Source organism: Streptomyces sp. NPDC102259 (genome assembly GCF_044766465.1).
GTDB lineage: Bacteria > Actinomycetota > Actinomycetes > Streptomycetales > Streptomycetaceae > Streptomyces.
The window spans coordinates 419205-441443 of sequence record NZ_JBIWMA010000005.1 but is presented as its reverse complement, the minus strand read 5'-3'; the positions used below and the strand labels follow the sequence as shown (position 1 = coordinate 441443).

Sequence of the window (22239 nt, the reverse complement as noted above, 5' to 3'; positions counted from 1 at the left end):
TGCGTGGGCGAGGCGGGTGGCCCCCGGCTCGTGGTCCGGGTCGGTCCCCGGCTCATGAAGAAGACAACGGGCGATCTGTGGCCAGGGTCACGCTGGACGGCGAACGGAATCGAACCATCCTGCGCGCGCAGTCACGATGTGTGCGGAATCCGCCACTCCATGTCAAGTAACGGGGAGGTCACGGAAGTTGATCCGGTGAGCTGACTCACAGTCCGCTCGGGCGAGTGGTCGACAAATCCAGAAATGAGGGAACGAAGTAGGTGGCCGAAATTCGCCGCTACCTACGGTAACTGCTAACTGGCCTGGGACAACGGGGAGTTGGTTGATAACGCCTCGTCAGCTGCCTAGATTGCTCCGCCGTGTGCAACGAGCACCGCTCGGGTACGTCCGCCGGCCGCGCAGAGTCAGACAGCGCGGAGCACCACCGCCGACGGACGGGGCCGGGCGCGACGACCGCGTCCCGCGCGGCCGACGCGCCCCGGCCAGGGGGAGCCCGGGTTCGTAGAGAGGGATCTACATGTCCGAATGTGCCGATATCCGCACCCGCACCTCGTCGCGAAAGACGGCGGTCCTCGCCGGGGCGATCCTGCTCGCCCCCCTCGGACTGCTCTCCGCGACCGGGGACGCCACGGCGGCCGACAGCGGGGTGTGGGACCGCATCGCCCAGTGCGAGAGCGGCGGCAACTGGTCGATCAACACCGGCAACGGCTACTACGGCGGGCTCCAGTTCTCCGCCGGTACCTGGCGCGCGTACGGCGGCACCGCCTACGCGTCGACCGCCGACAAGGCCAGCAAGGCACAGCAGATCTCCGTCGCCACCAAGGTGCAGAACGCGCAGGGGTGGGGCGCGTGGCCGACCTGCTCGGCGCGCGCCGGAGCGTCCGGCAGCGCACCGGGGGCCGGATCGTCCTCCGCCGAGTCGAGCTCCGCCAAGTCGGGTTCGTCGAAGTCCGGCACCTCGAACTCCTCGAAATCGAACTCCTCGAAGTCGGGCTCCTCGCGGTCCGGCTCCGGCTCCTCGCAGTCGGGTTCCTCGAATTCCGCGCAGGCGCCGGAGCGCTCGACGGGCCAGACCTCGCGCGGCACGAACCGTGGTGACTACACCGTCCGGACGGGCGACACCCTCAGCACCATCGCGAACCGCCACGGCCTGACCTGGCAGCGGGTCTACGCCGCCAACAAGGCCGTCGTCGGCGGCGACCCCGACCTGATCGTGCCCGGACAGCGCCTCACGCTCTGAGTCGCCGTCCCCTCCGGGACACGACGGCCCCATCCGGCGGGACGGCCGGATGGGGCTCGCCCACCTCGTGAGACACACTGGGCGCATGCTGGAGACCTCCGCCCGACTGCTGCGCCTGCTGTCCCTTCTCCAGGCCCACCGCGAGTGGTCCGGCGCCCAACTCGCCGACCGGCTGGGAGTCACCGCGCGCACCGTCCGCCGGGACGTGGACCGGCTGCGCGAGCTGGGCTACCCGGTCGACGCCAGCCCCGGCACCGGAGGCGGCTACCAGTTGGGCGCCGGCGCCGAGTTGCCGCCGCTGCTGCTGGACGACGACGAGGCCGTCGCCGTCGCGGTGGGGCTGCGGACGGCCGCGGGGCAGGGCATCGAGGGCATCGGCGAGAGCTCCGTACGGGCCCTGGCGAAGTTGGAGCAGGTGCTGCCGAACCGGCTGCGGCGCCGGGTGGGCGCCCTCAACGCCTTCACCGTGCCGATGCTGCGCGGCCCGCGGTCCTCCGCCGTCGACCCGGCCGTCCTCACCGAGCTCGCCCACCTCTGCCGGGACGCCGAACGCCTGCGCTTCGCCTACCGGGGGCACGACGGCACGGTGACCCGCCGCACCGTCGAACCGCACCGCCTGGTGTGCACCGAGCACCGCTGGTACCTGGTCGCCTGGGACCTCGACCGCGCCGACTGGCGTACGTTCCGGGTGGACCGCCTCACGCCGAGGCCGCCGCACGGGCCGCGCTTCGCACCGCGCGACCCGCCCGCCGAGGACCTCGCCGCCCACGTCTCGCAAGGCGTCTCCACCCGCGCGTACGCCACCCGGGCCACCGTCCGGCTGTTCGTGCCCCTGGCCGAGGCCGCCGAACGGATCTCGCCCTCGGCCGGGACGCTGGAGCCCGACGGCGACGGGGCCTGTGTGCTGCGCACCGGGGCCGCGAGCCTCGACGTGATGGTGATCCACGTGATGATGGCGGGCTTCGAGTTCGAGGTGCTGGAGCCCGTGGAGCTGATCGAGGCGATCAGGACGGCCCGTGACCGGCTTGATGGCGCTTTGGCTCGGGCTGCGGGGTCTCGGCCGCGTACTGCGGATAGCGCAGGTCGAACGCCGGGGACTCCGAGCGGATCCTCGGCAGCGTCGTGAAGTTGTGCCGGGGCGGCGGGCAGGACGTCGCCCACTCCAGGGAACGGCCGAAGCCCCAGGGGTCGTCCACCTCGACCCTGGCGCCGTACCGGGCGGTCTTCCAGACGTTGTAGAGGAACGGCAGGGTGGAGAGACCGAGCAGGAACGAGCCGATCGTCGAGACGGTGTTGAGCGCGGTGAACCCGTCGGCGGCCAGATAGTCGGCGTACCGGCGCGGCATGCCCTCGGCGCCCAGCCAGTGCTGCACCAGGAACGTGGTGTGGAAGCCGACGAACAGCGTCCAGAAGTGGATCTTTCCCAGCCGTTCGTCGAGCAGCTTCCCGGTGAACTTGGGCCACCAGAAGTGGAATCCGCCGAACACCGCGAAGACGACCGTGCCGAAGACGACGTAGTGGAAGTGGGCGACCACGAAGTACGAGTCGGAGACGTGGAAGTCCATGGGCGGTGACGCCAGGATCACCCCGGTCAGGCCTCCGAACAGGAACGTGACCAGGAACCCCGTCGCCCACAGCATCGGGGTCTCGAAGGAGAGCGAACCCCTGATCATGGTCCCGGTCCAGTTGAAGAACTTCACGCCCGTCGGGACCGCGATCAGGAAGCTCATCAAGGAGAAGAAGGGCAGCAGCACGGCGCCCGTGACGAACATGTGGTGGGCCCACACCACGATCGACAGCCCGGTGATCGCCATCGTCGCGCCGACCAGGGTGAGGTAGCCGAAGATCGGCTTCCGGCTGAAGACCGGGATGATCTCGGAGATGATCCCGAAGAACGGCAGCGCGATGATGTAGACCTCGGGATGCCCGAAGAACCAGAACAGGTGCTGCCACAGCAGCGCCCCGCCGTTGGCCGCCTCGAACACCGTCGAACCGAACCGCCGGTCCGCCTCCAGCACCAGCAGCGCGGCTGCCAGCACCGGGAACGCCATCAGGATCAGGATCGACGTGAAGAGCGTGTTCCAGGTGAAGATCGGCATCCGGAACATCGTCATGCCGGGCGCGCGCATCCCGATGATCGTGGTGATGAAGTTGACCGCGCCGAGGATCGTGCCGAAGCCGGCCAGCGCCAGGCCCATGATCCACAGGTCGGGGCCGATCCCCGGCGAGAACTGTCCGCTGTTCAGCGGCGCGTAGGCGAACCAGCCGAACGCCGCCGCGCCGTCCGGTGTCAGCAGCGAGCCCAGCACGGTCAGCCCGCCGAACAGGAACAGCCAGTACGAGAGCATGTTCAGCCGGGGGAAGGCCACGTCCGGGGCGCCGATCTGGAGCGGCATCAGCTCGTTGGCGAAGCCCGCGAAGGACGGGGTCGCGAACAGCAGCAGCATGATCGTGCCGTGCAGCGTGAACAGCTGGTTGTACTGGTGGCTGTCCACGATCTGCAGCCCGGGGCGGGCGAGTTCGGCCCGCATCAGCAGCGCCATGATCCCGCCGACGAGGAAGAAGGCGAAGGACGTGATCAGGTAGAGGTGGCCGATCCTCTTGTGGTCGGTGGTGGTCAGCCAGTCGACGACCACCCGGCCACGGCCACCGCGTCTGGTGCCCGCGGTCGGTGCCGCCGCCACGGTCTGGGTCCCCATCGCTCGCCCCTTCGCTCGCCCTGTCCCGGGCCCCCCGACGCCCCGGGTGCGTACGGAGGATGTGTGGGGGAGCCGTGTATTTCCTATGGGCAGTCAGCTCCCGCGATCCCGTACGGAATCGGAATGCGAGGGGGTCGGGGGACGGTTCTCCGCGAACTTTCCGCCGGGCTATTCAAGGTGGCCGCGCGACACGCGGGAATTACGTTCGAATTCGCGCGGAAGGCGCAGGGAACCGCTCATACGTGTGATGAAGCTCGACCGAAACGCATGTCGTGATCCTGTGACAGAAGTGTGACCCGGGTGATTCGTATCGCCGGCTCGGGGTTCCCGGGGCGGGGCTCGCCGCCTAGCGTGGCGGTATGGCACCGAATCCCACTCCGCCAGCGGAGCCCCAGGACAATCCGGACGGATACGTCGGTCTCGAGGCCGCACGGGCCGAGCGGCTCGCACGTGAACGGGGGTGGTCGACGGTGCGTGCGCTGGCCCCCGGGACGATCGTCACCATGGAGTACCGCTTCGGCCGGTTGAACTTCGAGGTGCGCGACGGGCACGTGGCGCGCGCCTGGAAGGGCTGAGGCGTCCGAGGAGGTCGAGGCGAGCACGGCGAAGGCCCCGGTTCCCGTCTTCGGGAACCGGGGCCTTCGGGTGCGGAACCGGGGGGTGCGTACCGAGGTCCCGCTGTTCGGGGAGGTCAGCCGCCGGTGAGCGGCCGGGCGGCGGAGGCCGCGGCGCCGCGCGGGAGGCGGTCGGCGTGCGGTGGGCGGCGACTGCCGACCGGGGTGACCGGGGTGCGCTCCGAACGGGTCGTGTGCGGGCCGGGCGCCAGATAGACGGGCGCGCGCGGCGAGCGGGCCGGGGCGGCCGGCTCGCGGGCCGTGGCGGCCTCCTCCTGGGCCGGCGCATCCGAGGCGAACGGCACGGGCACGGCGACGGGTGCGGCCGGAGCCGGGGCCGGGGCCGTACCGGCGCGGTGGTCGCGCCAGCGGTCGCGCAGATCGAAGATCGCGACCTCGGCGCGGGCGATCAGCGGCTCGCACCAGGGCAGCGCCAGCAGGATCAGCAGACCCGCGGTCCAGCCGAGCACCACGTCGCTGAGCCAGTGCGTGCCGAGGTAGACGGTGGCGAGGCCGACGCCGAGCGAGGTCACCGCGGAGAGCGCGGACAGCCAGCGGCGGGCTCTCGGGGTGGAGGCCAGATACGCCAGGATTCCCCAGGTCACGACCGCGTTGGCGGTATGGCCGCTGGGAAATATATCGCCGCCCAGGCCCATCTCGTTCGAGCCGATGGTGGTCGCGTAGTGGGGTCCCAGCCGGCCCATGCCGAGCTTGGCGGCGCCGACGGTGATGTTCAGCAGCAGCAGCGAGGCGCCGAGGGTGAGCATCGGCCGCAGGGTGTGCTGCCGCCAGGATCTCCAGCCGAGCCAGGCGGCGACCATCACGGCGGTCGGACCGCGCTGGCCGAGGACCACGTAGTAGTCGACGAACCAGTGGATGCCGGACCACTGCTGGTACGGCCGGAAGAACATGACCAGCCAGTCGAGGCGGACCAGCCATGAGGTGATCACCACGAGCCACACGATCGCCAGATAGAAGGCCAGGGTCGCCAGGACCAGCGCGACCCGGTGCCTGCTCATCTTCGGCACATCGATGTGGGCCGGTCGTTCCGGCTCCCGATCGAGCCTGGCGAACACCCGGTCCAGACGGGTGAGGTTTTGTTCGGTACGCACCTAAACGACGTTACAGCGAGTGAGCTCGCGGCCCGGCCGATTCCGCTGGTTTGTGATGACGATGTGATGTGGGATTGCTCTCAGAAGGGCAATCATTCCTGTGGAACCACTAATCGTCGAACGCTGTTCCCTTCAATTCCTTTGATCATTCCAGGAGATAGTTTTAGGGAACGTATGAAAGGGGTTCACCGAAAAGGCGGATTCTCTTACGGGGGACCGCTGCCGTTCAGCCACCACGCGCCGTACACGGCCGAGGCCGCCGCGAGGCACCCCACCACCAGCGCCGACCTGGACGTCCGCAGCCGGGCCAGGGCGAGGGCGAGCGGCAGCAGCAGCGGGAAGGCGGGCAGCAGCAGACGCGGCTTGGAACCGAAGTAGCTCGACGCACACAGGGCGAGCGCGAGGACCGCACCCGCGTACACCAGCAGCGCGAGCGGCTGGCGCTGCCGCACGCAGACGGTGTACAGCCACAGCAGCAGGGCGACGCCGACGATCAGTGCGACGCCGGCGAGGGCCGACGGGAATGACGTGAACTTGTCGGCGACGAAGCGGGCGAAGGCGTAGCCGCCGTCGAAGCCGTTGCGCCAGCCCGCCTGGACGTCGAGGTAGCCGAGAGGGCCCTTGCCGGTGTGGTGGCCGACCCACAGGACGTATCCGGCGACGCCGAGGGGCGCGAGGAGCATGCCGAGGACGCGTGACGCGGTGCGGGCGCCGGCCGCCGCCCCGCGCCGGGCAGGGGCGTCGGCGGTCGAGGTCTCCCGGTCGCGGACGAAGGACAGCACGGCTGCCGCCCATACCGCCGCGACCACCGCGAGCCCCACCGGACGGGTCAGGCCGGCCAGCGACGCGAGTGCCCCCGCGGTCACCCAGCGGCCGGTGAGCACCGCGTACAGCGACCAGGCGGCCAGCGCGGTGAACAGTGACTCGCTGTACGCCATCGACTGCACGATCCCGACCGGCAGGACGGCCCACACCAGCACCGCGCACACCCCGGCCCGGCGCCCGTACACCTGGTCGGCGACCGCGAAGACGCCCCAGGCCGCGGCGAACGAGGCGAGCAGGGACACGACGAAACCGGCGTCGGCGTACGACAGCGGGGTCACCGCGTGCAGCAGCCTCTCCAGCCACGGCAGCAGTGGGAAGAAGGCGAGGTTGGAGTGGACGTCGCCGTTCGGCAGACGGACCTCGTAGCCGTAGCCCAGCTCGGCGACCCTGGTGTACCAGAGGGCGTCCCAGCGGGCGGTCAGCAGCGGGTACGCGCTCTTGTCGCGGGCGGCGCTCCACAGCACGAGGGCGAGCAGACCCAGGGCACGCACGGCCGCGTACCCCAGGAGGGCGGGAGCCGCCCGGCGCAGGGTCGCGGAGCCGGGGGGCGTCACGCGCGTCTCAAGATCGGTCACGGGCCCGATTATCGACGGACCGCCCGGCGACCGGATCCGCCGGGGCGGTCGGGGCGCCCCGGGAGGCGGCACGGGGCGGGGTACGGGAGGTGGCCCGGAAGTGACAGGGGAGTGGCGTACGCCACATGGGTTGCCCATGGGTCGTGAGAGGTCCGCCACGTGGCCCTGGCGCGAACTCGCGTACGCTGCGTTCCACTCGTGTTCGTTTGCGCGGGCCGGAGACACCGCTCCTCTCCGGCCGAGCCGCGGGGAGTCCCCACCCCGTGAGCCCGCCGAACCGGGGGATCACCTGGGAGGTGCGTACATGTCCGGGACGACCACGGCCGCCGCTGGGCTGCGCCGTCGGGCGGCCGGGGCCGGTGCCAACCGCTGGGTCGTCCTGGTGGTGCTGTGCGTCAGCCTGCTGCTCGTCGCCGTCGACGCGACCGTGCTGCACGTGGCGGTGCCCGCCGTCACCGAGGACCTGCGGCCCGGCGCGATCGAACTGCTCTGGATCGTCGACACCTATCCGCTGGTCTGCGCCTCGCTGCTGATCCTGTTCGGCACGCTCGGCGACAAGGTCGGCCGCAGACGCATCCTGCTGCTCGGTTACGCCCTGTTCGGCGTCGCCTCCGCGCTGGCGGCCTTCGCGGACAGCGCGCAGACCCTGATCGTGGCGCGGGCGCTGCTGGGCGTGGGCGGCGCGATGATCATGCCCGCGACGCTGTCGATCCTGCGGCAGGTGTTCCCGGAGCGGCGTGAGCGGGCGCTCGCGATCGGCATCTGGAGCGCGGTGGCCGCGGTGGGCGCGGCCGTCGGCCCGCTCCTGGGCGGCTTCCTCCTCGAGCACTTCTGGTGGGGCTCGGTCTTCCTCGTCAACATCCCGCTGATGCTGGTCAGCCTGCCGGTGGGGCGGCTGCTGCTGCCCGAGTCGCGGGGCACGGTGAACGGCCCCTGGGACGTGGTCGGCGCGCTGATGGCGGCGGCCGGCCTGTTCGGCGTCGTGCTGGGCGTGAAGCGGCTCGGCGGCGGGGAACTCGGGCTGTTCACCGTCGTGCCGCTCCTGGTGGGCACGGTGCTGATCGTGCTGTTCGTCCGCCGTCAGCGGCGTCGCCTGCATCCGCTGGTGGATCTGCGGATGTTCGGGCGGCCGGCGTTCAGCACCTCGGTCGGGTGCATCGTGCTGGCGATGCTGGCGCTGGTGGGTCTCGAACTGATCGCGGCGCAGTATCTGCAGCTGGTGCTGGGGCTGTCTCCGCTGGAGACGGGCCTGCGACTGCTGCCCCTGACCTTCGCCGCGATGGCGGCCGGGCTGGCCGGGGCACGGCTGCTCCGGCAGTTCGGGCCGCGCCGGATGGTGTGCGGGGGGTTCGTCCTCACGGCGCTGGCGGTGCTGACGCTGACCGGGATGGGCGGGTCGGACAACACGGGGCTGCTGCTGTTCGGGTTCCTGCTGCTGGGCTTCGGCCTGGAGACGACCTTGTTCGCGGCGTACGAGTCGATGCTGAGCGTGGCTCCGCCGGAGCAGGCGGGCGGCGCGGCGGCGATCGGGGAGACGTCGTACCAGCTGGGCGCGGGGATCGGGATCGCGCTGCTCGGAAGCGTGATGAACGCCGCGTACGCGCCCGGGCTGAAGTCGGTGCCGGGGGTGCCGGCGTCGGCGTCGGACGCGGCGGGGCATTCGCTGGGCGAGGCGTACGAGGTCGCCGGGCAGTTGGGCGGGCCGGTCGGGGTCGCGCTGCGGCGGGTCGCGAGGGACAGCTTCGTGCACGGGTTGCATGTCACGCTGCTGGTGAGTGCGGGCTTGTTGCTGCTGGGGGCGCTGATGGCGTTGCGGTTGCCGCGGGTCATGCAGTGCGAGGCGCCGCCGACGGGGGTGGAGCTTCCTTCGCCCCGGGAAGTCGCGGAGTCCCGCGTCTCGGCCTGACCCTCCCACCCGCGCGCCAACCGTTTGACCCTCCCACCCGCGCGCCAACCGTTTGCCGTCGGTCGAGGGGTGAGCGTTTCCTGTAGGGGGCGCGTCGCCGGCGGCGGCTTGCGGTAGCGTCCGGGGCATCGTAATTAGCGGTGCTAGTTTTACTGTGGCGGAGGGTTTGCCGATGTCTGCGTCCTCGAAGTTGCCCCCGTTCGACCCCGCCGACCCCCTCGGGATCGACGATCTGCTGGAGCCGGAGGATCTCGCGATCCGTGACACCGTGCGGAACTGGGCCGCGGACCGGGTGCTGCCCCAGGTCGCCGAGTGGTACGAGCGCGGGGAGCTGCCGGAGATCCGGGAGCTGGCGCGCGAGCTCGGCGCCATCGGGGCGCTCGGGATGTCGCTGAGCGGGTACGGATGCGCCGGCGCCAGCGCCGTGCAGTACGGCCTCGCCTGTCTCGAGCTCGAAGCCGCCGACTCCGGCATCCGGTCCCTCGTCTCCGTGCAGGGCTCTCTCGCCATGTACGCCCTGCACCGCTTCGGCAGCGAGGAGCAGAAGCGGACCTGGCTGCCGGGGATGGCCGCGGGCGAGATCATCGGATGCTTCGGGCTCACCGAACCCGATCACGGCTCCGACCCGGCCGGCATGCGGACGTACGCCAAGCGGGACGGCACGGACTGGGTGCTCAACGGCCGCAAGATGTGGATCACCAACGGGTCCGTCGCCGGGGTGGCCGTCGTCTGGGCGCAGAGTGACGACGGGATCCGCGGCTTCGTGGTGCCGGCCGGCACTCCGGGGTTCTCCGCGCCCGAGATCAAGCACAAGTGGTCCCTGCGGGCCAGCGTGACCAGCGAGCTCGTGCTCGACGACGTGCGGTTGCCCGCCGACGCCGTCCTGCCGGAGGTCACCGGGCTGCGCGGACCGCTCAGCTGTCTGTCCCACGCGCGCTACGGCATCGTGTGGGGTGCGATGGGAGCGGCGCGCTCCTGCTTCGAGACCGCCGTCGAGTACGCGAAGACCCGCGAGCAGTTCGGGCGGCCCATCGGGGGGTTCCAGCTCACCCAGGCCAAGCTCGCCGACATGGCGGTGGAGCTGCACAAGGGGATTCTGCTCGCCCATCATCTGGGGCGGCGCATGGACGCCGGCCGCCTGCGTCCCGAGCAGGTCAGCTTCGGCAAGCTCAACAACGTACGGGAGGCGATCGAGATCTGCCGGACCGCCCGTACCGTCCTCGGCGCCAACGGGATCTCGCTCGAATACCCCGTCATGCGGCACGCGACCAACCTCGAGTCGGTGCTCACCTACGAGGGCACCGTCGAGATGCATCAGCTCGTGCTGGGCAAGGCGCTCACCGGACTCGACGCCTTCCGCTGACCCGGCCCGGGGGCCGAGGCAGGGCCGGTGAGCGGCCCTGCCTCAGCTCTGGTTGAAGAAACCGTCCGTCCGATGCGCGGACGGGTCTCCGTTCACGACCTCCGTGTTGGCGGGGCTCAGCAGGAACACCCGGGTGGACACCCGCTCGATCGAACCCCGCAGGCCGAAGATCAGCCCGGCCGCGAAGTCGACGACGCGCTTGGCGTCGCCGGCCTCCATGGCCGTGAGGTTCATGATGACCGGCACGCCCTCGCGGAACAGTTCACCGATCGCCCGTGCGTCCCGGAAGCTGTCCGGGGTGACGGTGCCGATCCGGCGGCCCTTCTCCTCGGCCGTGTCCGTCGCCACCTTCACACGGGGGTCCGTGACCCAGGCGTCGCCGGAGTCGGTCCCCTCGGAATAGTCGTCGTCGTAGTAACGCTCGTCATCGTTGTCGTCGACGAGGCCAAGCCAGGCACTCGCCTTGCGCACCGATCCCATGGACGCCTCCTCTCACAGCGGTCTTTCTGCTTTCCGCATTCCCCATGGTCGTCCATGATGCGGATGTCGCGCCAAGTGGATAGACGCCGCGCGGGGGGTTTGTGACGGTACTGGTGCACAGCGAATCCGTCGAGAGCCCGCGTCTCCCAAGGGTCGTACCGCATACGGCTGCTGACTGTGAGTGAAATATGATTCTTCATGGCGAATGAGTGACGCACGGTGCGTCCGGGTGAACCGAGTGCCCCCGATCCGGCATGACAATCGGTCGATAGCATGCCGCAGCTGAATGTCACAAGGATGACGGGGGTTGTCGTGTTCGGAGTCGTCAGGCCGTGCAGTCACCGGCTCGGAGAAGGCCTCAAGACCCAGTGGATGGCGCACCTGTGCGGGCTGTGCCTCGCGCTGCGCGGCGATCACGGGCAGTTCGCGCGGGTCGTCACCAACTACGACGGCCTGCTCATATCGGTTCTGACGGAGGCTCAGGCGGCCCGGGGCACGGCCGACGGATGGCGGCGGACGGCGGGACCGTGCCCGCTGCGCGGGATGCGCACCGCCTCCGTCGCGCAGGGCGAGGGCGCCCGGCTCGCGGCCGCCGTCTCGCTGGTGCTCGCCTCGGCCAAGGTGCGCGACCACGTCGCCGACGGGGACGGGCTGCTGGCGCGGCGGCCCGTCGCCGTCGCCGCGCGCAGGGTCGCCGCGAGCTGGGGCCGGGCCGGAGAACGCGGCGGGGCCGCCGTCGGATTCGACACCGCCGTTCTCGTCGACGCCGTGGACCGGCAGGTCGGCGTCGAGGCGCTCGCCGGCCTCGGCACCCCGCTGCGAGCCGTCACCGAGCCGACCGAGACCGCGACCGCCGCCGCCTTCGCGCACACCGCGGTGCTGGCGGGCCGGCCCGGCAACGCCGCTCCGCTCGCCGAGGCCGGCCGCCTGTTCGGACGCCTGGCACATCTGCTGGACGCGGTCGAGGACCGGGAGGCCGACGCGGCGGCCGGCGCCTGGAACCCGCTGACGGCCACCGGCACCCCGCTCACCGAGGCCCGCCGGCTCGCCGACGACGCCCTGCACGGCATCCGGCTCGCGCTGCGCGACGTCGAGTTCGTCGACGGCAGGCTCGCGCATCTGCTGCTGGCGCACGAACTGGAGCGGTCGGTCGACCGGGCGTTCGGGACGTCGTCCTGCGGGCACGCGCATGCGCCGGAGGGCTCCTTCGGGCCGCCGACCGGCCCGTACGCCCCCCGGGGACCGGTGGACCCCCACGCGCCCGGCAACCCCTACGGGGGCAACCCCTTCGGCGGTGAGCCGCCGCGGCCCGGGAAGCGGGGCTTCTGGGCCGGGTGCGCGGTCGCGCTCGGGCTGTGCTGCACCTGCAAGGCCTGCTGCGCCGACGAGTTCGAGGGGCCCTGGTCACGGAAGAAGCACGAGGGCTGGTGCAGAGACGGCTGCGACGGCTGCGATTGCTGCGACGGGTGTGAGTGCTGCGAGTGCTGTGAGTGCTGCTCCTGCGACTGCTCCTGCTGACGCGGCGTCACCATTTCGGGCCCCCGGCGACCCGTAGGGGACGCGTCGGTGAGCGACGGGCATCCCCGGAACGTATCTCTGGTCGAGGACGCGGACTTCGTACGGCCGTCCATCGTCACCGGCGGTCGGCCGCTCGCGTGCCGGTAACCCGCGGAGCGGTCGCTCCGGATGCGCGAAAGGATCAATGATCATGCCCGGGCGCTCTGACAAAACCGTTCCGCTGGCCGTGAAGATCGTGGTGAGCGGCGGGCTCGGGGTCGGCAAGACGACCTTCATCGGGGCCGTCTCCGAGATCGACCCGCTCGACACCGAGGCGCCGATCACCCAGGTGTCGGTCGGGGTCGACTCGCTCGAGGGCGTGGAGTCCAAGACCACCACCACCGTCGCGCTCGACTTCGGGCGGATCAGGCTCGACCCGGCCATCGCGCTCTACCTGTTCGGCACGCCGGGGCAGGACCGGTTCTCCTTCCTGTGGGACGACCTGGTGGAGGGCGCGCTCGGAACGGTGGTCCTCGCGGACACCCGGCGGATCGAGGAGTGCTTCCCGGCCGTCGACTACTTCGAGGCCCAGGGCGCGCCGTTCGTCCTCGCGGTGAATCGCTTCGACGGGGCCGAGCACTTCGAACTGGAGGAGGTGCGGGCCGCGTTGGGGCTGAGCGCCGAGGTGCCCGTGCTGGAGTGCGACGCGCGCGAACGCGGCTCCGTGCGGGACGTGCTGGAGGCGTTGATGGATCGGGTGGTCGGGTTTCGCGCCGCTCCGGGACGGAGGGCGGTGGGGGCGCGCTGATCGCCGCAGGGCAGGTGCGAAATACGATGAAAGCGGTGGAAAAGGTGCGTCTCGAGGGGGGAGCGCGGGTGTGAAGGCGGAGCTGGGGGAGGGGAGTACGCGAGAAGGGCGCCCCGGGAGCGGGGGCCGCAGTGGGTCAGCTCAACAGGAACAGGACCACACGCGACCGAAGTCGATGTGGGAGCGGGTGACCAGACACTGCTGCGGATGCATGGGCCAAGTGGAACAGGTCTCCGGTTAGGCGTCAACCGACTTGAGACGTACCGCTCACAGTGTGGACGGCCTTGACAGTGAGGGGAAACGCCCACGTACTCTCGCTGCACGGCCCTGCTGAGGGGCTCGGCCGTATCTGCGCCGCGCGGCGCGCCTCATTCGGTGTGTGAAGGCACCTACCCGTGTTCGATCCCAGCTGTCACGGAGCCTTCGCATGTCTTCCGAAACCCTCGACCCCGAAGCCCCCGCCACCCTCGTGATCGTCGGGGCCGGGCCGCGGGGGACCGGCCTCATCGAGCGGATCGCCGCCAACGCGTCGGAGCTGTACGCCGGTTCGGGGCTCGACATCCATCTCGTCGACCCGCATCCGCCGGGCGCCGGGCGCATCTGGCGCGCCGCCCAGTCGCCGCTGCTGTGGATGAACTCGCACGCCGAGGACGTCACCATGTTCACCGACGAGACGGTGGAGATGGCCGGGCCCGTGCGACCCGGCCCGACGCTGCACGAGTGGGCCGGCATCGACGGGCGCACCTTCGCCGACCGGCAGCTCCAGGGCTCCTATCTGCGCTGGGTGCACGAGCAGGCGGTCGCCGCCCTGCCCCCGGAGATCACCGTCCACCACCATCCGGGGCGCGCTCTGCGGGTGAGCGGCCCCCGGGCGGGACGCCAGCAGGTGTGGCTGGAAGGCCGGGACCAGCCGCTGTCCGCCGACCTCGTCGTCCTCGCCCTCGGCCATCTGGACGCCGAACTCGACCAGGAACAGCGCGCGTTGGCGGCCTACGCGGAGGAGCACGGGCTCGTCCATCTGCCGCCGGACTTCACGGCCGACAGCGACCTGTCCGCACTGCTGGCCGGCGAGCCCGTGCTGGTGCGTGGTTTCGGGCTCGCCTTCGTCGACCTGATGGCGCTGCTCACCGAGGGGCGCGGCGGCCGGTACGAGGGGGACGCCTATGTGCCCTCGGGGCGGGAACCGGTGCTGTACGTCGGCTCGCGGCGCGGTGTGCCGTACCACTCGAAGATCGGCTACGACTGGACCGGTGAGCGGCCGCCGCTGCCCCGGTTCCTGGGACCCGCCGAGATCGACGGACTCCTCGCGCGGCCCGAGGGCTTCGACTTCCGGCGGGACGTGTGGCCGTTGGTGGAGAAGGAACTGGGCTTCGCCCACTACCACCGGCTGTTCACGGTGCACGCCGAGCGGACCGCGATCGCCTGGACCGACTTCGAGGAGAAGTACGAGGCCGCCTCCGAGGGCGCCGAACGGGAGGCCCTGGTGGCGTCCGCCGTGCCCGATCCGCGGGACCGGCTCGACCTGGCCGCGCTCGACCGGCCGTTGGACGGGGTGACGTACGGGTCCTTCGAGGAGTTCCAGGAAGGGCTGCGCGGTTATGTGGAGGGCGACCTGAGCCGCCGTCACGACGCCGCCCACAGCACCGACCTGGCCGTGTTCCTGGGACTGCTGTCCGTGTACGGGCAACTGATCCGGCTCGGGGGCATCGGCTCCTGGTGGCACGGATTCTTCAGCTACCTCGCCTCCGGGCCGCCGGGCCCCCGGCTGAGACAGCTGCTCGCGCTGTCCCGGGCCGGCGTGCTGAAGTTCGTCGGCGCCGACATGGCCGTACACGCGCGGGACGGGATGTTCCGGGCGTCGAGCCCCACCGTGCCGGGCTTCTCGGTCGAGGCGCGGGCGCTGGTGGAGGCCCGGCTGCCGGAGCCGACGCTCCGGCGCGCCCTCGACCCGCTGCTGCGGGAACTGCACACCGAGGGCGCCGGCGAGACCCCGGACGGGTTGCTGCGGGTGGACCGCGCCGACGGCCGGATCCTGGACCGGGCCGGCCGGCCGCACCCACGGCGCTTCGCGCTCGGGCCGCACACCGACGGCCGTACGCCGGGCGCGTTCACCCGGCCGCGCACCGGCGGCCCCGCGTTCCGGCAGAACGACGCCACCGCCCGAGCCGTCCTGGTGTTCCTGCGGGACCTGGGCGCCGATGCCGTCGGGTGAACCGCTCCACTTCGAAGCGTCACGGAAGAAAGGGTTCTCCCCCATGACCTCATCGCACGGCCGGGGCCCGCTGCACCTGGCGGCCGCCGTCGACCAGCCGGGGGCGTACGACGCCGGCCCCTACGTCGAGCTGACGCGGCTCGCCGAGCGGGGCGGACTCGACTTCGTGACGCTGGACGACACCTTCGCCAGGCCCGGGCCCGACGCGCCGGCCGTGCTGTCCCGGGTGGCGCCCGCCACGCAGCGCGTCGGACTGGTGCCCACCCTCACCACCACCCACACCGAGCCCTTCCACGTCCAGGCCACGGTCGCCACGCTCGACTGGGTCAGCCGGGGCCGGGCCGGCTGGCGGATCGACGTCTCCACCACGGAGGGGGAGGCCCGTCTCTTCGGCCGCCGGCACTCCGCGCCGCTGGACGCGCTGTGGCAGGAGGCCGGTGAAGTCGCCGACGTGGCGGCGAAGTTGTGGGACAGCTGGGAGGACGGCGCCGAGATACGGCACGTGCCGACCGGCCGTTTCCTCGACCGCGACAAGCTGCACCACGTCGACTTCACCGGCGCGGCCTTCTCCGTGCGGGGCCCCTCCCTGGCGCCCAGACCTCCGCAGGGACACCCCGTGCGCGTGGTCGACGCCACCGAGGGACACGCCCGGTCCACCGCCGCCCGCCACGCCGACGTGGCCCTCGTACGGGTGGTGACTCCCGCGCAGGCCCGCACCGTCCGCGACCGACTGCGGGCCGACGCGGCCGGAGCGGGGCGCGACCCGAACTCCCTGCTCGTCCTGGTGAGTCTGCTGATCGACCTCGGGGACGGCGAGCACGCCGCCGAACCCGGCCACGGCGGAGGCGGCCCCCGGCAGACCGGGCAGGGCCCGCTCTACCGGGGCGGCCCCGTCGACCTCGCCGACCTGATCGCCTCCTGGTACAAGGACGGCGCCGCCGACGGCTTCCACCTCATCCCCGTCGAACCGCGCCGCGATCTGGAACGGCTGGTCAACGGCACGGTCGCGCTGCTCCAGCACCGTGGTCTGTTCCGCACCTTCTATCCGGGCAGCACGCTCCGCGAGCACCTGGGGCTGACCCGGCCCGCCAACCAGTACGCGGGGGGAGCGGCATGAGCGGCCGGAAACCCTACGGCCCGGGGCAGCCCGGCAAGCGCTGCCACCTGGCCGCGTACTTCCCCGGTGCCGACACCACCACCGTCTGGACCGGCCCCGACGCGAAGTCGCCGATCGAGTTCTCCTCCTTCGAGCACCTCGCCCGGACCGCCGAACGCGGCCTGTTCGACTTCTTCCTCCTCGCCGAGGGGTTGCGGTCGCGCGAACACCAGGGCCGTATCGACGACCTGGACGGGGCGGGCCGCCCCGAGCCGCTCACCGTCCTCAACGCGCTCGCCGCCGTGACCGGGCGCCTGGGGCTGGCCGCCACGGCCGACGCCACGTTCAACGAGCCGTTCGAACTCGCCCGCAGACTGGCCACCCTGGACCATCTCAGCGACGGCCGGGCTGCCTGGCACGTGGTGACCTCCTCGGACGACCTCACCGGCGGGAACTTCCGCCGAGGGGGCTACCTCGAACGCGCCGACCGGTACCCGCGGGCCGCCGAGTTCGTCGCCACCGCGAGAAAGCTGTGGGACTCCTGGACACCGGACGAGGCGCCCCGGCCGTTCGCGCACCAGGGCCGGTACTTCGACATCGCCGGGGAGTTCACCGTGCCGCGCTCACCGCAGGGACACCCGGTGGTGATCCAGGCGGCGGGCTCCGGCGAGGGCCGGGAGTTCGCGGCGGCCACCGCCGACGTCGTCCTCGCGCGGCACGGCACGCCGGAGGCCGGGCGCTCCTTCTACGCCGACGTCAAGCGGCGGCTGGCCACGTACGGCCGTGCCGCCGACGATCTGAAGATCCTTTCCGGCGTCACCGTCGTCCTCGGGGACACCGCCGCCGAGGCGCAGGAACGGGCCGCCACGATCAGACGGCAGCAGGTCTCCCCGCAGCGCGCCGTCCTCACCCTGGAGCGGCTCTGGGGCGTCGACCTGTCGGCGTACGACCCCGACGGGCCGCTGCCCGAGTTCGACCCGGTGGCCGACCCGCGGCCCGCGCGGGGCCGTGTCCGGCACGGCGAGGCCGTCGCGACGGCCGGGAAGCTGCGCGCGCTGTCCAAGGAGAAGGGGCTGTCCATCCGGCAGACCGTGATCGAGACGAGCGACCGGCAGTCCCTCGTCGGCACGCCCGAGGCGGTCGCCGCCGAACTGGCGCGGTCGGTGCGCGAGGACGCCGCCGACGGCTTCGTCCTCGTACCGCAGCTCACGCCCGGCGGGCTCGACGAGTTCGTCGACCGGGTGGTGCCGCTGCTCCAGGAGCGCGGCGTCTTCCGTACGGAATACGAAGGACACACCCTGCGCTCCCACCTCGGACTGCCCGACCCGATGGGGACGGGCGGACCCCATGACGACAGGGCGGATCACATGACGACAGGGCCGACCCCATGACGGCGGACACGGCGATCGACGCGGCGGACGCGGCGGACGCCTGGCGGCAGTGGCACGAGCGCCGCGTGGAGACGGTCTCGGCGCCCTACGGCCCGCTCGCGCGCACCGGAACGTTCCCCCAGTGCCTGAAACGGCCTGGGGGGACCCCGGGCTCGAGGACTTTCCGGACGGTCGACTTCCGGACACTCCCGGGACCTGGGTGGCGGAAGAGGACGCCGTGGTGCTCACCGCGACCGGCTCCGACGGCCTGACCGTGGACGGAAAGCCGTTCAGCGGGGAGGCACGGCTCGGCGCCGACACCGGAGCGACGGACGCGGCCCGGGTCGCGCACGGTGACCGGCGGCTGGTCGTGCTGGTCCGTGAGGGCGTCTGGGGGGTACGCGACTTCGACCCCGGCTCCGCGGCCCGGCGCCGCTTCCCGGGCATCGACGCGAGCCCCTAAGACGCGCGCTGGGCGGTGCCCGGCCGCTTCACCCCGTACGGCGAGGACCGAACCGTCCGGGTGCCGAACGCCGACGGGCGGGAGCGTGCTCTCGGGCTCGGCGGGGAACTGGCGTTCGTCCTGGCCGGGCAGCGGCTCACCCTCCAGGTGAGCGTGCAGGGCGACGGTTCGCTGTGGGCCGTGTTCGCCGACGCCACCAGCGGGGTGAGCAGCTACCGGTTCCGGTTCCTGTACTCCGGCGCACCCGACGCGGACGGACGCACGACGGTCGACTTCAACCGGGCCGTACTGCCTCCGTGCGCCTTTGTGGATGCTTTCCTCTGCCCCTTCCCGCCGCCGGGGAACACATATGACGTGGCGGTCGAGGCAGGGGAGCGCAACCTGGTCTGAGCTGGGGCAAGAGGCTGCAAGAGGGCTCAACTCACGCAGTTCGTTGAAGGTCTGACGGCCGAAAGGCGCCCTTGCGCCGACCGGCCGTTCGGCCGAATACTCCCCCTCAGCGCTTGTCAGGGTCACGACGTGTCCGCAATCCGGACGCACGTCGGTCCCTGGCTGCGCCTCACGGGCCCCGACCCCACACGACGGGCCCCCGACTTCCCCTGGGAGGGAACGAAACGTGAGGATCAAGCGCACCACCCCCACCACCCCCACGAGCGGTGTCTCGAGACGGACCCGGCTGACCGCCGTCGCCACCGGCCTCATGGCCGCCGCCGCCATCGCCATCCCCCACGCAAGCGCGGCCGACACCGCCACCTTCAGCACCGCCGAACTCAAGAGCGCCGGCGACTCGGTGCTCCAGGCGGACATCCCGGGCACCGCCTGGGCGGTCGACAGCAAGACCAACCGTGTCGTCCTCACCGCCGACAGCACCGTCTCGCAGGCCGAGATCGCGAAGATCAAGGAGCAGGCGGGTGACAACGCCGGCGCCATCACGGTCAAGCGCACCCCGGGCCAGTTCAAGAAGCTGATCACCGGTGGCGACGCCATCTACGGCGGCGGCTACCGCTGCTCGCTCGGCTTCAATGTGCACAGCGGGAGCACCTACTACTTCCTGACCGCCGGCCACTGCGGCGAGGTCGCCTCCACCTGGTACTCCAACTCGGGCCAGTCCTCGACGCTGGGCACGAACGTCAGTTACAGCTTCCCGACCAACGACTTCGCCCTGGTGCGGTACACCAACACGTCGGTCGCGCACCCGAGCTCGGTCGGCAGCCAGTCCATCACCAGTGCGGCCACCCCGAGCGTGGGCACCACGGTCTACCGCCGCGGTTCCACCACGGGCACCCACAGCGGCCGCGTCACCGCGCTGAACGCCACCGTCAACTACGGCAGCGGTGACGTCGTCTACGGCATGATCCAGACCACGGTCTGCGCCGAGGGCGGCGACAGCGGCGGTCCCCTGTACGGGGGCACCGTGGCCTACGGTCTGACCTCGGGCGGCAGCGGCAACTGCACCTCCGGCGGCACGACCTTCTTCCAGCCTGTCACCGAGGCGCTGAGCTACTACGGCGTGAGCGTCGGCTGACGATCCCGCTCCACAGGTGAGGGGCGAGCCCCCGTACGCAACCGGCGTGCGGGGGCTCGCTCTTGCCGGAGGGCGGGGTTACCGTCGGAGTACAGGCAGTGATGCGCGGGCAGTGCGGTGGACCCTTGGGGGCCGGCCATGGTCGAGGAGCTGGTGGTGGCGGGCGTCGCGCTGGTGTCCGCCGGAGCGGTGTACGCGGCGGCGGCGGCGCGGGTCGTCAAGCAGTACGAGCGGGGCCTGGTCTTCCGGCTCGGGAAACTCCGGCCCGAGGTGCGCGGCCCCGGGCTCACCCTGATCCTTCCGGGCGTCGACCGGCTCCGGAAGGTCAACATGCAGATCGTCACGATGCCGGTGCCCGGACAGGAGGGCATCACCCGGGACAACGTCACCGTGCGCGTGGACGCCGTCGTCTACTTCAAGGTGACCTCGCCGGCCGAGGCGGTCGTCCGGGTGGAGGACTACCGGTTCGCCGTCTCGCAGATGGCGCAGACCTCGCTGCGTTCGATCATCGGCAAGAGCGATCTGGACGATCTGCTGTCCGACCGCGAGAAGCTGAACCAGGGACTGGAGTTGATGATCGACAGCCCTGCCGTGGAGTGGGGCGTCACCATCGACCGGGTGGAGATCAAGGATGTCTCCCTGCCCGAGACGATGAAGCGGTCGATGGCCCGGCAGGCCGAGGCCGACCGTGAGCGGCGGGCCCGGATCATCAACGCCGACGCCGAGCTCCAGGCGTCGAAGAAGCTCGCCGAGGCGGCGAAGGAGATGTCCGAGCAGCCCGCCGCGCTCCAGCTGCGGCTGCTCCAGACGGTGGTGGCGGTCGCCGCCGAGAAGAACTCCACCCTCGTCCTGCCGTTCCCGGTGGAGCTGCTGAGGTTCCTGGAGCGGGCCCAGCAGCAACCGCTTCCTCCGACGACCTCCACACCCCCGACGACCTCCACACCTCCGCCGCCCGGAGCGGAGTCGGGTTCCGGCCAGGACTAGACCTCATCGCCGTGTAAGTGATTACTCACGCGTAGCGTTTGCAGTGCGAATTCTCCTGTGGTGGCCAAGGCATGGCCCGGAGTGGTGGAGGCGCGGAGGGCGCGCGGTGTCCACCCTGTGCGCGTCCTGAAGTCGACCTTGTGTGCTCCCTGTGCGGTTCGGAAGAGTGAGCGCCCGTCAACCAGCCTTCCGGCCCGGCGCTGTCCCCATAACCGCCCGGGCCGCCCCCCCCACAGGAGGACGCGAGTTGAAGCACCGACGCATACCCGGGCGGCGGATGGTCATGACGGGTGCGGGTATCGCCGCGCTCGTCGCAGCCGGAGTCACCTTCCAGACTGCGAACGCCAGTGAGCCTGCGAAGACCTCGCAGCCCGCCCCCCTCTCGGCCCTCGCGGCCGGAAAGCTCGCCTCGACCCTCGGCCAGGACCTCGGCGCCGACGCGGCGGGCACGTACTACGACGCGAAGAGCAAGAGCCTCGTGGTGAACGTTCTCGACGCGGTCGCCGCGAAGACCGTCGAGGCGGCCGGCGCCAAGGCCAGAATCGTCGAGAACTCCCTCGCCGAACTGACCGGCGCCCGTACGACGCTCACGGCGGACGCGTCCGTCCCGGGCACCGCCTGGGTGACCGACCCGACCACCAACAAGGTCGTCGTCACCGCCGACCGCACCGTCTCCGACGCCGAGTGGGCCAAGCTCGCCAAGGTCGTCGACGGGCTCGGCCAGGTGGCCGAACTCCAGCGCACCAAGGGGGAGTTCAAACCCTTCATCGCCGGCGGCGACGCCATCACCGGCGGCACCGGACGCTGCTCCCTCGGCTTCAACGTGGTCAAGGGCGGCGAGCCGTACTTCCTGACCGCCGGGCACTGCACCGACGCCATCTCCACCTGGTCGGACTCCTCCGGCGCCCAGATCGGCGCCAACGAGGTGTCCAGCTTCCCGGACAACGACTACGGCCTGGTCAAGTACACCGCCGAGGTCGACCACCCGAGCGAGGTCGACCTCTACAACGGCTCGGCCCAGCAGATCACCGGCGCCGCCGAGGCCACCGTCGGCATGAAGGTCACCCGCAGCGGCTCGACCACCCAGGTCCACTCCGGCACGGTCACCGGCCTGGACGCCACGGTGAACTACGGCAACGGCGACATCGTCAACGGCCTCGTCCAGACCGACGTCTGCGCCGAGCCCGGCGACAGCGGCGGCTCCCTCTTCTCGGGCAGCAGCGCCGTCGGCCTGACCTCGGGCGGCAGCGGCGACTGCACCTCCGGCGGGGAGACGTTCTTCCAGCCGGTGACGGAGGCGCTGTCGGCGACGGGGACGCAGATCGGCTGACGGTCCCGTAGCGCAGCCCTCTGGGCAGCCGAAGTCCCGCCCCGCACGAGAGGGGCGGGACTTCCTGCGTCGAGGAGTCGTCGGGGGCCGCAGGACGCGTCGGCGCCGGTGGTCGGTGTCATGTCCCCGCAGTCCGGGGT

General features: G+C 71.4%; 16 protein-coding genes and 2 pseudogenes. 14 read left to right on the top strand and 4 right to left on the bottom strand.

Annotated features, from left to right (window positions below):
• Positions 1 to 517 precede the first annotated feature (517 nt).
• Positions 518 to 1240, top strand: coding sequence for a transglycosylase family protein (locus ACIRPU_RS16175; protein ID WP_403867120.1), 723 nt, complete (start codon positions 518 to 520; stop codon positions 1238 to 1240).
• An 85-nt stretch (positions 1241 to 1325) separates the two neighbouring features.
• Positions 1326 to 2366, top strand: coding sequence for a helix-turn-helix transcriptional regulator (locus ACIRPU_RS16170; protein ID WP_403867117.1), 1041 nt, complete (start codon positions 1326 to 1328; stop codon positions 2364 to 2366).
• Between the two features lie 43 nt (positions 2367 to 2409).
• Here the strand turns inward: ACIRPU_RS16170 and ctaD are convergent.
• A pseudogene (ctaD, locus tag ACIRPU_RS16165) lies at positions 2410 to 3939 on the bottom strand (cytochrome c oxidase subunit I); the annotation flags it as partial.
• A 359-nt stretch (positions 3940 to 4298) separates the two neighbouring features.
• On the opposite strand from ctaD, the gene ACIRPU_RS16160 reads away from it, so the two are divergent.
• Positions 4299 to 4514 carry an I78 family peptidase inhibitor gene (locus ACIRPU_RS16160; RefSeq protein ID WP_351762849.1) on the top strand — a complete coding sequence of 72 codons (216 nt, stop codon included), beginning with the start codon at positions 4299 to 4301 and terminating at the stop codon, positions 4512 to 4514.
• A 116-nt stretch (positions 4515 to 4630) separates the two neighbouring features.
• Here ACIRPU_RS16160 and ACIRPU_RS16155 read toward each other — a convergent pair whose 3' ends face one another.
• The gene (locus ACIRPU_RS16155) at positions 4631 to 5665 is read right to left on the bottom strand and encodes a phosphatase PAP2 family protein (RefSeq protein ID WP_403867114.1); all 1035 of its coding nucleotides are present in this window, start codon (positions 5663 to 5665) and stop codon (positions 4631 to 4633) included.
• 206 nt (positions 5666 to 5871) lie between these two features.
• Positions 5872 to 7065, bottom strand: coding sequence for a mannosyltransferase family protein (locus tag ACIRPU_RS16150; RefSeq protein WP_403867111.1), 1194 nt, complete (start codon positions 7063 to 7065; stop codon positions 5872 to 5874).
• Between the two features lie 304 nt (positions 7066 to 7369).
• Between ACIRPU_RS16150 and ACIRPU_RS16145 the strand changes: the two genes are divergently transcribed.
• On the top strand, positions 7370 to 8971 hold the full coding sequence (locus tag ACIRPU_RS16145) for an MFS transporter (RefSeq protein ID WP_403867108.1): 1602 nt from the start codon (positions 7370 to 7372) through the stop codon (positions 8969 to 8971).
• A gap of 172 nt (positions 8972 to 9143) precedes the next feature.
• Complete coding sequence (locus tag ACIRPU_RS16140) at positions 9144 to 10334, top strand: acyl-CoA dehydrogenase family protein (RefSeq protein WP_384114420.1); 1191 nt, start codon at positions 9144 to 9146, stop codon at positions 10332 to 10334.
• Between the two features lie 42 nt (positions 10335 to 10376).
• Here ACIRPU_RS16140 and ACIRPU_RS16135 read toward each other — a convergent pair whose 3' ends face one another.
• A complete protein-coding gene (locus ACIRPU_RS16135) occupies positions 10377 to 10814 on the bottom strand; it encodes a cell division protein SepF (protein WP_355704974.1) in 438 nt (145 codons plus the stop codon).
• A gap of 297 nt (positions 10815 to 11111) precedes the next feature.
• Between ACIRPU_RS16135 and ACIRPU_RS16130 the strand changes: the two genes are divergently transcribed.
• From ACIRPU_RS16130 to ACIRPU_RS16090, 9 genes and pseudogenes are all read left to right on the top strand, one after another.
• On the top strand, positions 11112 to 12332 hold the full coding sequence (locus tag ACIRPU_RS16130; protein ID WP_403867105.1) for a DUF5685 family protein: 1221 nt from the start codon (positions 11112 to 11114) through the stop codon (positions 12330 to 12332).
• A 184-nt stretch (positions 12333 to 12516) separates the two neighbouring features.
• Positions 12517 to 13119: an ATP/GTP-binding protein gene (locus tag ACIRPU_RS16125; protein ID WP_384114425.1), complete on the top strand. Its 603-nt coding sequence runs from the start codon at positions 12517 to 12519 to the stop codon at positions 13117 to 13119.
• A gap of 427 nt (positions 13120 to 13546) precedes the next feature.
• Positions 13547 to 15331, top strand: a complete 1785-nt coding sequence (locus ACIRPU_RS16120; RefSeq protein WP_403867102.1) for an FAD/NAD(P)-binding protein — start codon at positions 13547 to 13549, stop codon at positions 15329 to 15331.
• Positions 15332 to 15374: 43 nt separating this feature from the next.
• Positions 15375 to 16448, top strand: coding sequence for an LLM class flavin-dependent oxidoreductase (locus ACIRPU_RS16115; protein ID WP_403867099.1), 1074 nt, complete (start codon positions 15375 to 15377; stop codon positions 16446 to 16448).
• Positions 16445 to 17818 carry an NtaA/DmoA family FMN-dependent monooxygenase gene (locus ACIRPU_RS16110; protein WP_403867096.1) on the top strand — a complete coding sequence of 458 codons (1374 nt, stop codon included), beginning with the start codon at positions 16445 to 16447 and terminating at the stop codon, positions 17816 to 17818. The genes ACIRPU_RS16115 and ACIRPU_RS16110 overlap by 4 nt, the downstream gene beginning before the upstream one ends.
• Positions 17815 to 18650, top strand: a pseudogene (locus ACIRPU_RS16105) (DUF1684 domain-containing protein). Before ACIRPU_RS16110 ends, ACIRPU_RS16105 begins: the two are co-directional and overlap by 4 nt.
• A 226-nt stretch (positions 18651 to 18876) precedes the next feature.
• The gene (locus ACIRPU_RS16100) at positions 18877 to 19785 is read left to right on the top strand and encodes a S1 family peptidase (protein ID WP_355704980.1); all 909 of its coding nucleotides are present in this window, start codon (positions 18877 to 18879) and stop codon (positions 19783 to 19785) included.
• A gap of 138 nt (positions 19786 to 19923) precedes the next feature.
• Positions 19924 to 20769 (top strand): slipin family protein, encoded by an 846-nt coding sequence (locus tag ACIRPU_RS16095; protein WP_403867092.1) that lies wholly within the window; start codon positions 19924 to 19926, stop codon positions 20767 to 20769.
• 247 nt (positions 20770 to 21016) lie between these two features.
• Entirely contained in the window at positions 21017 to 22099 is a 1083-nt protein-coding gene (locus ACIRPU_RS16090) for a S1 family peptidase (protein ID WP_403867089.1), read from the top strand.
• The last annotated feature ends 140 nt before the right edge of the window (positions 22100 to 22239 follow it).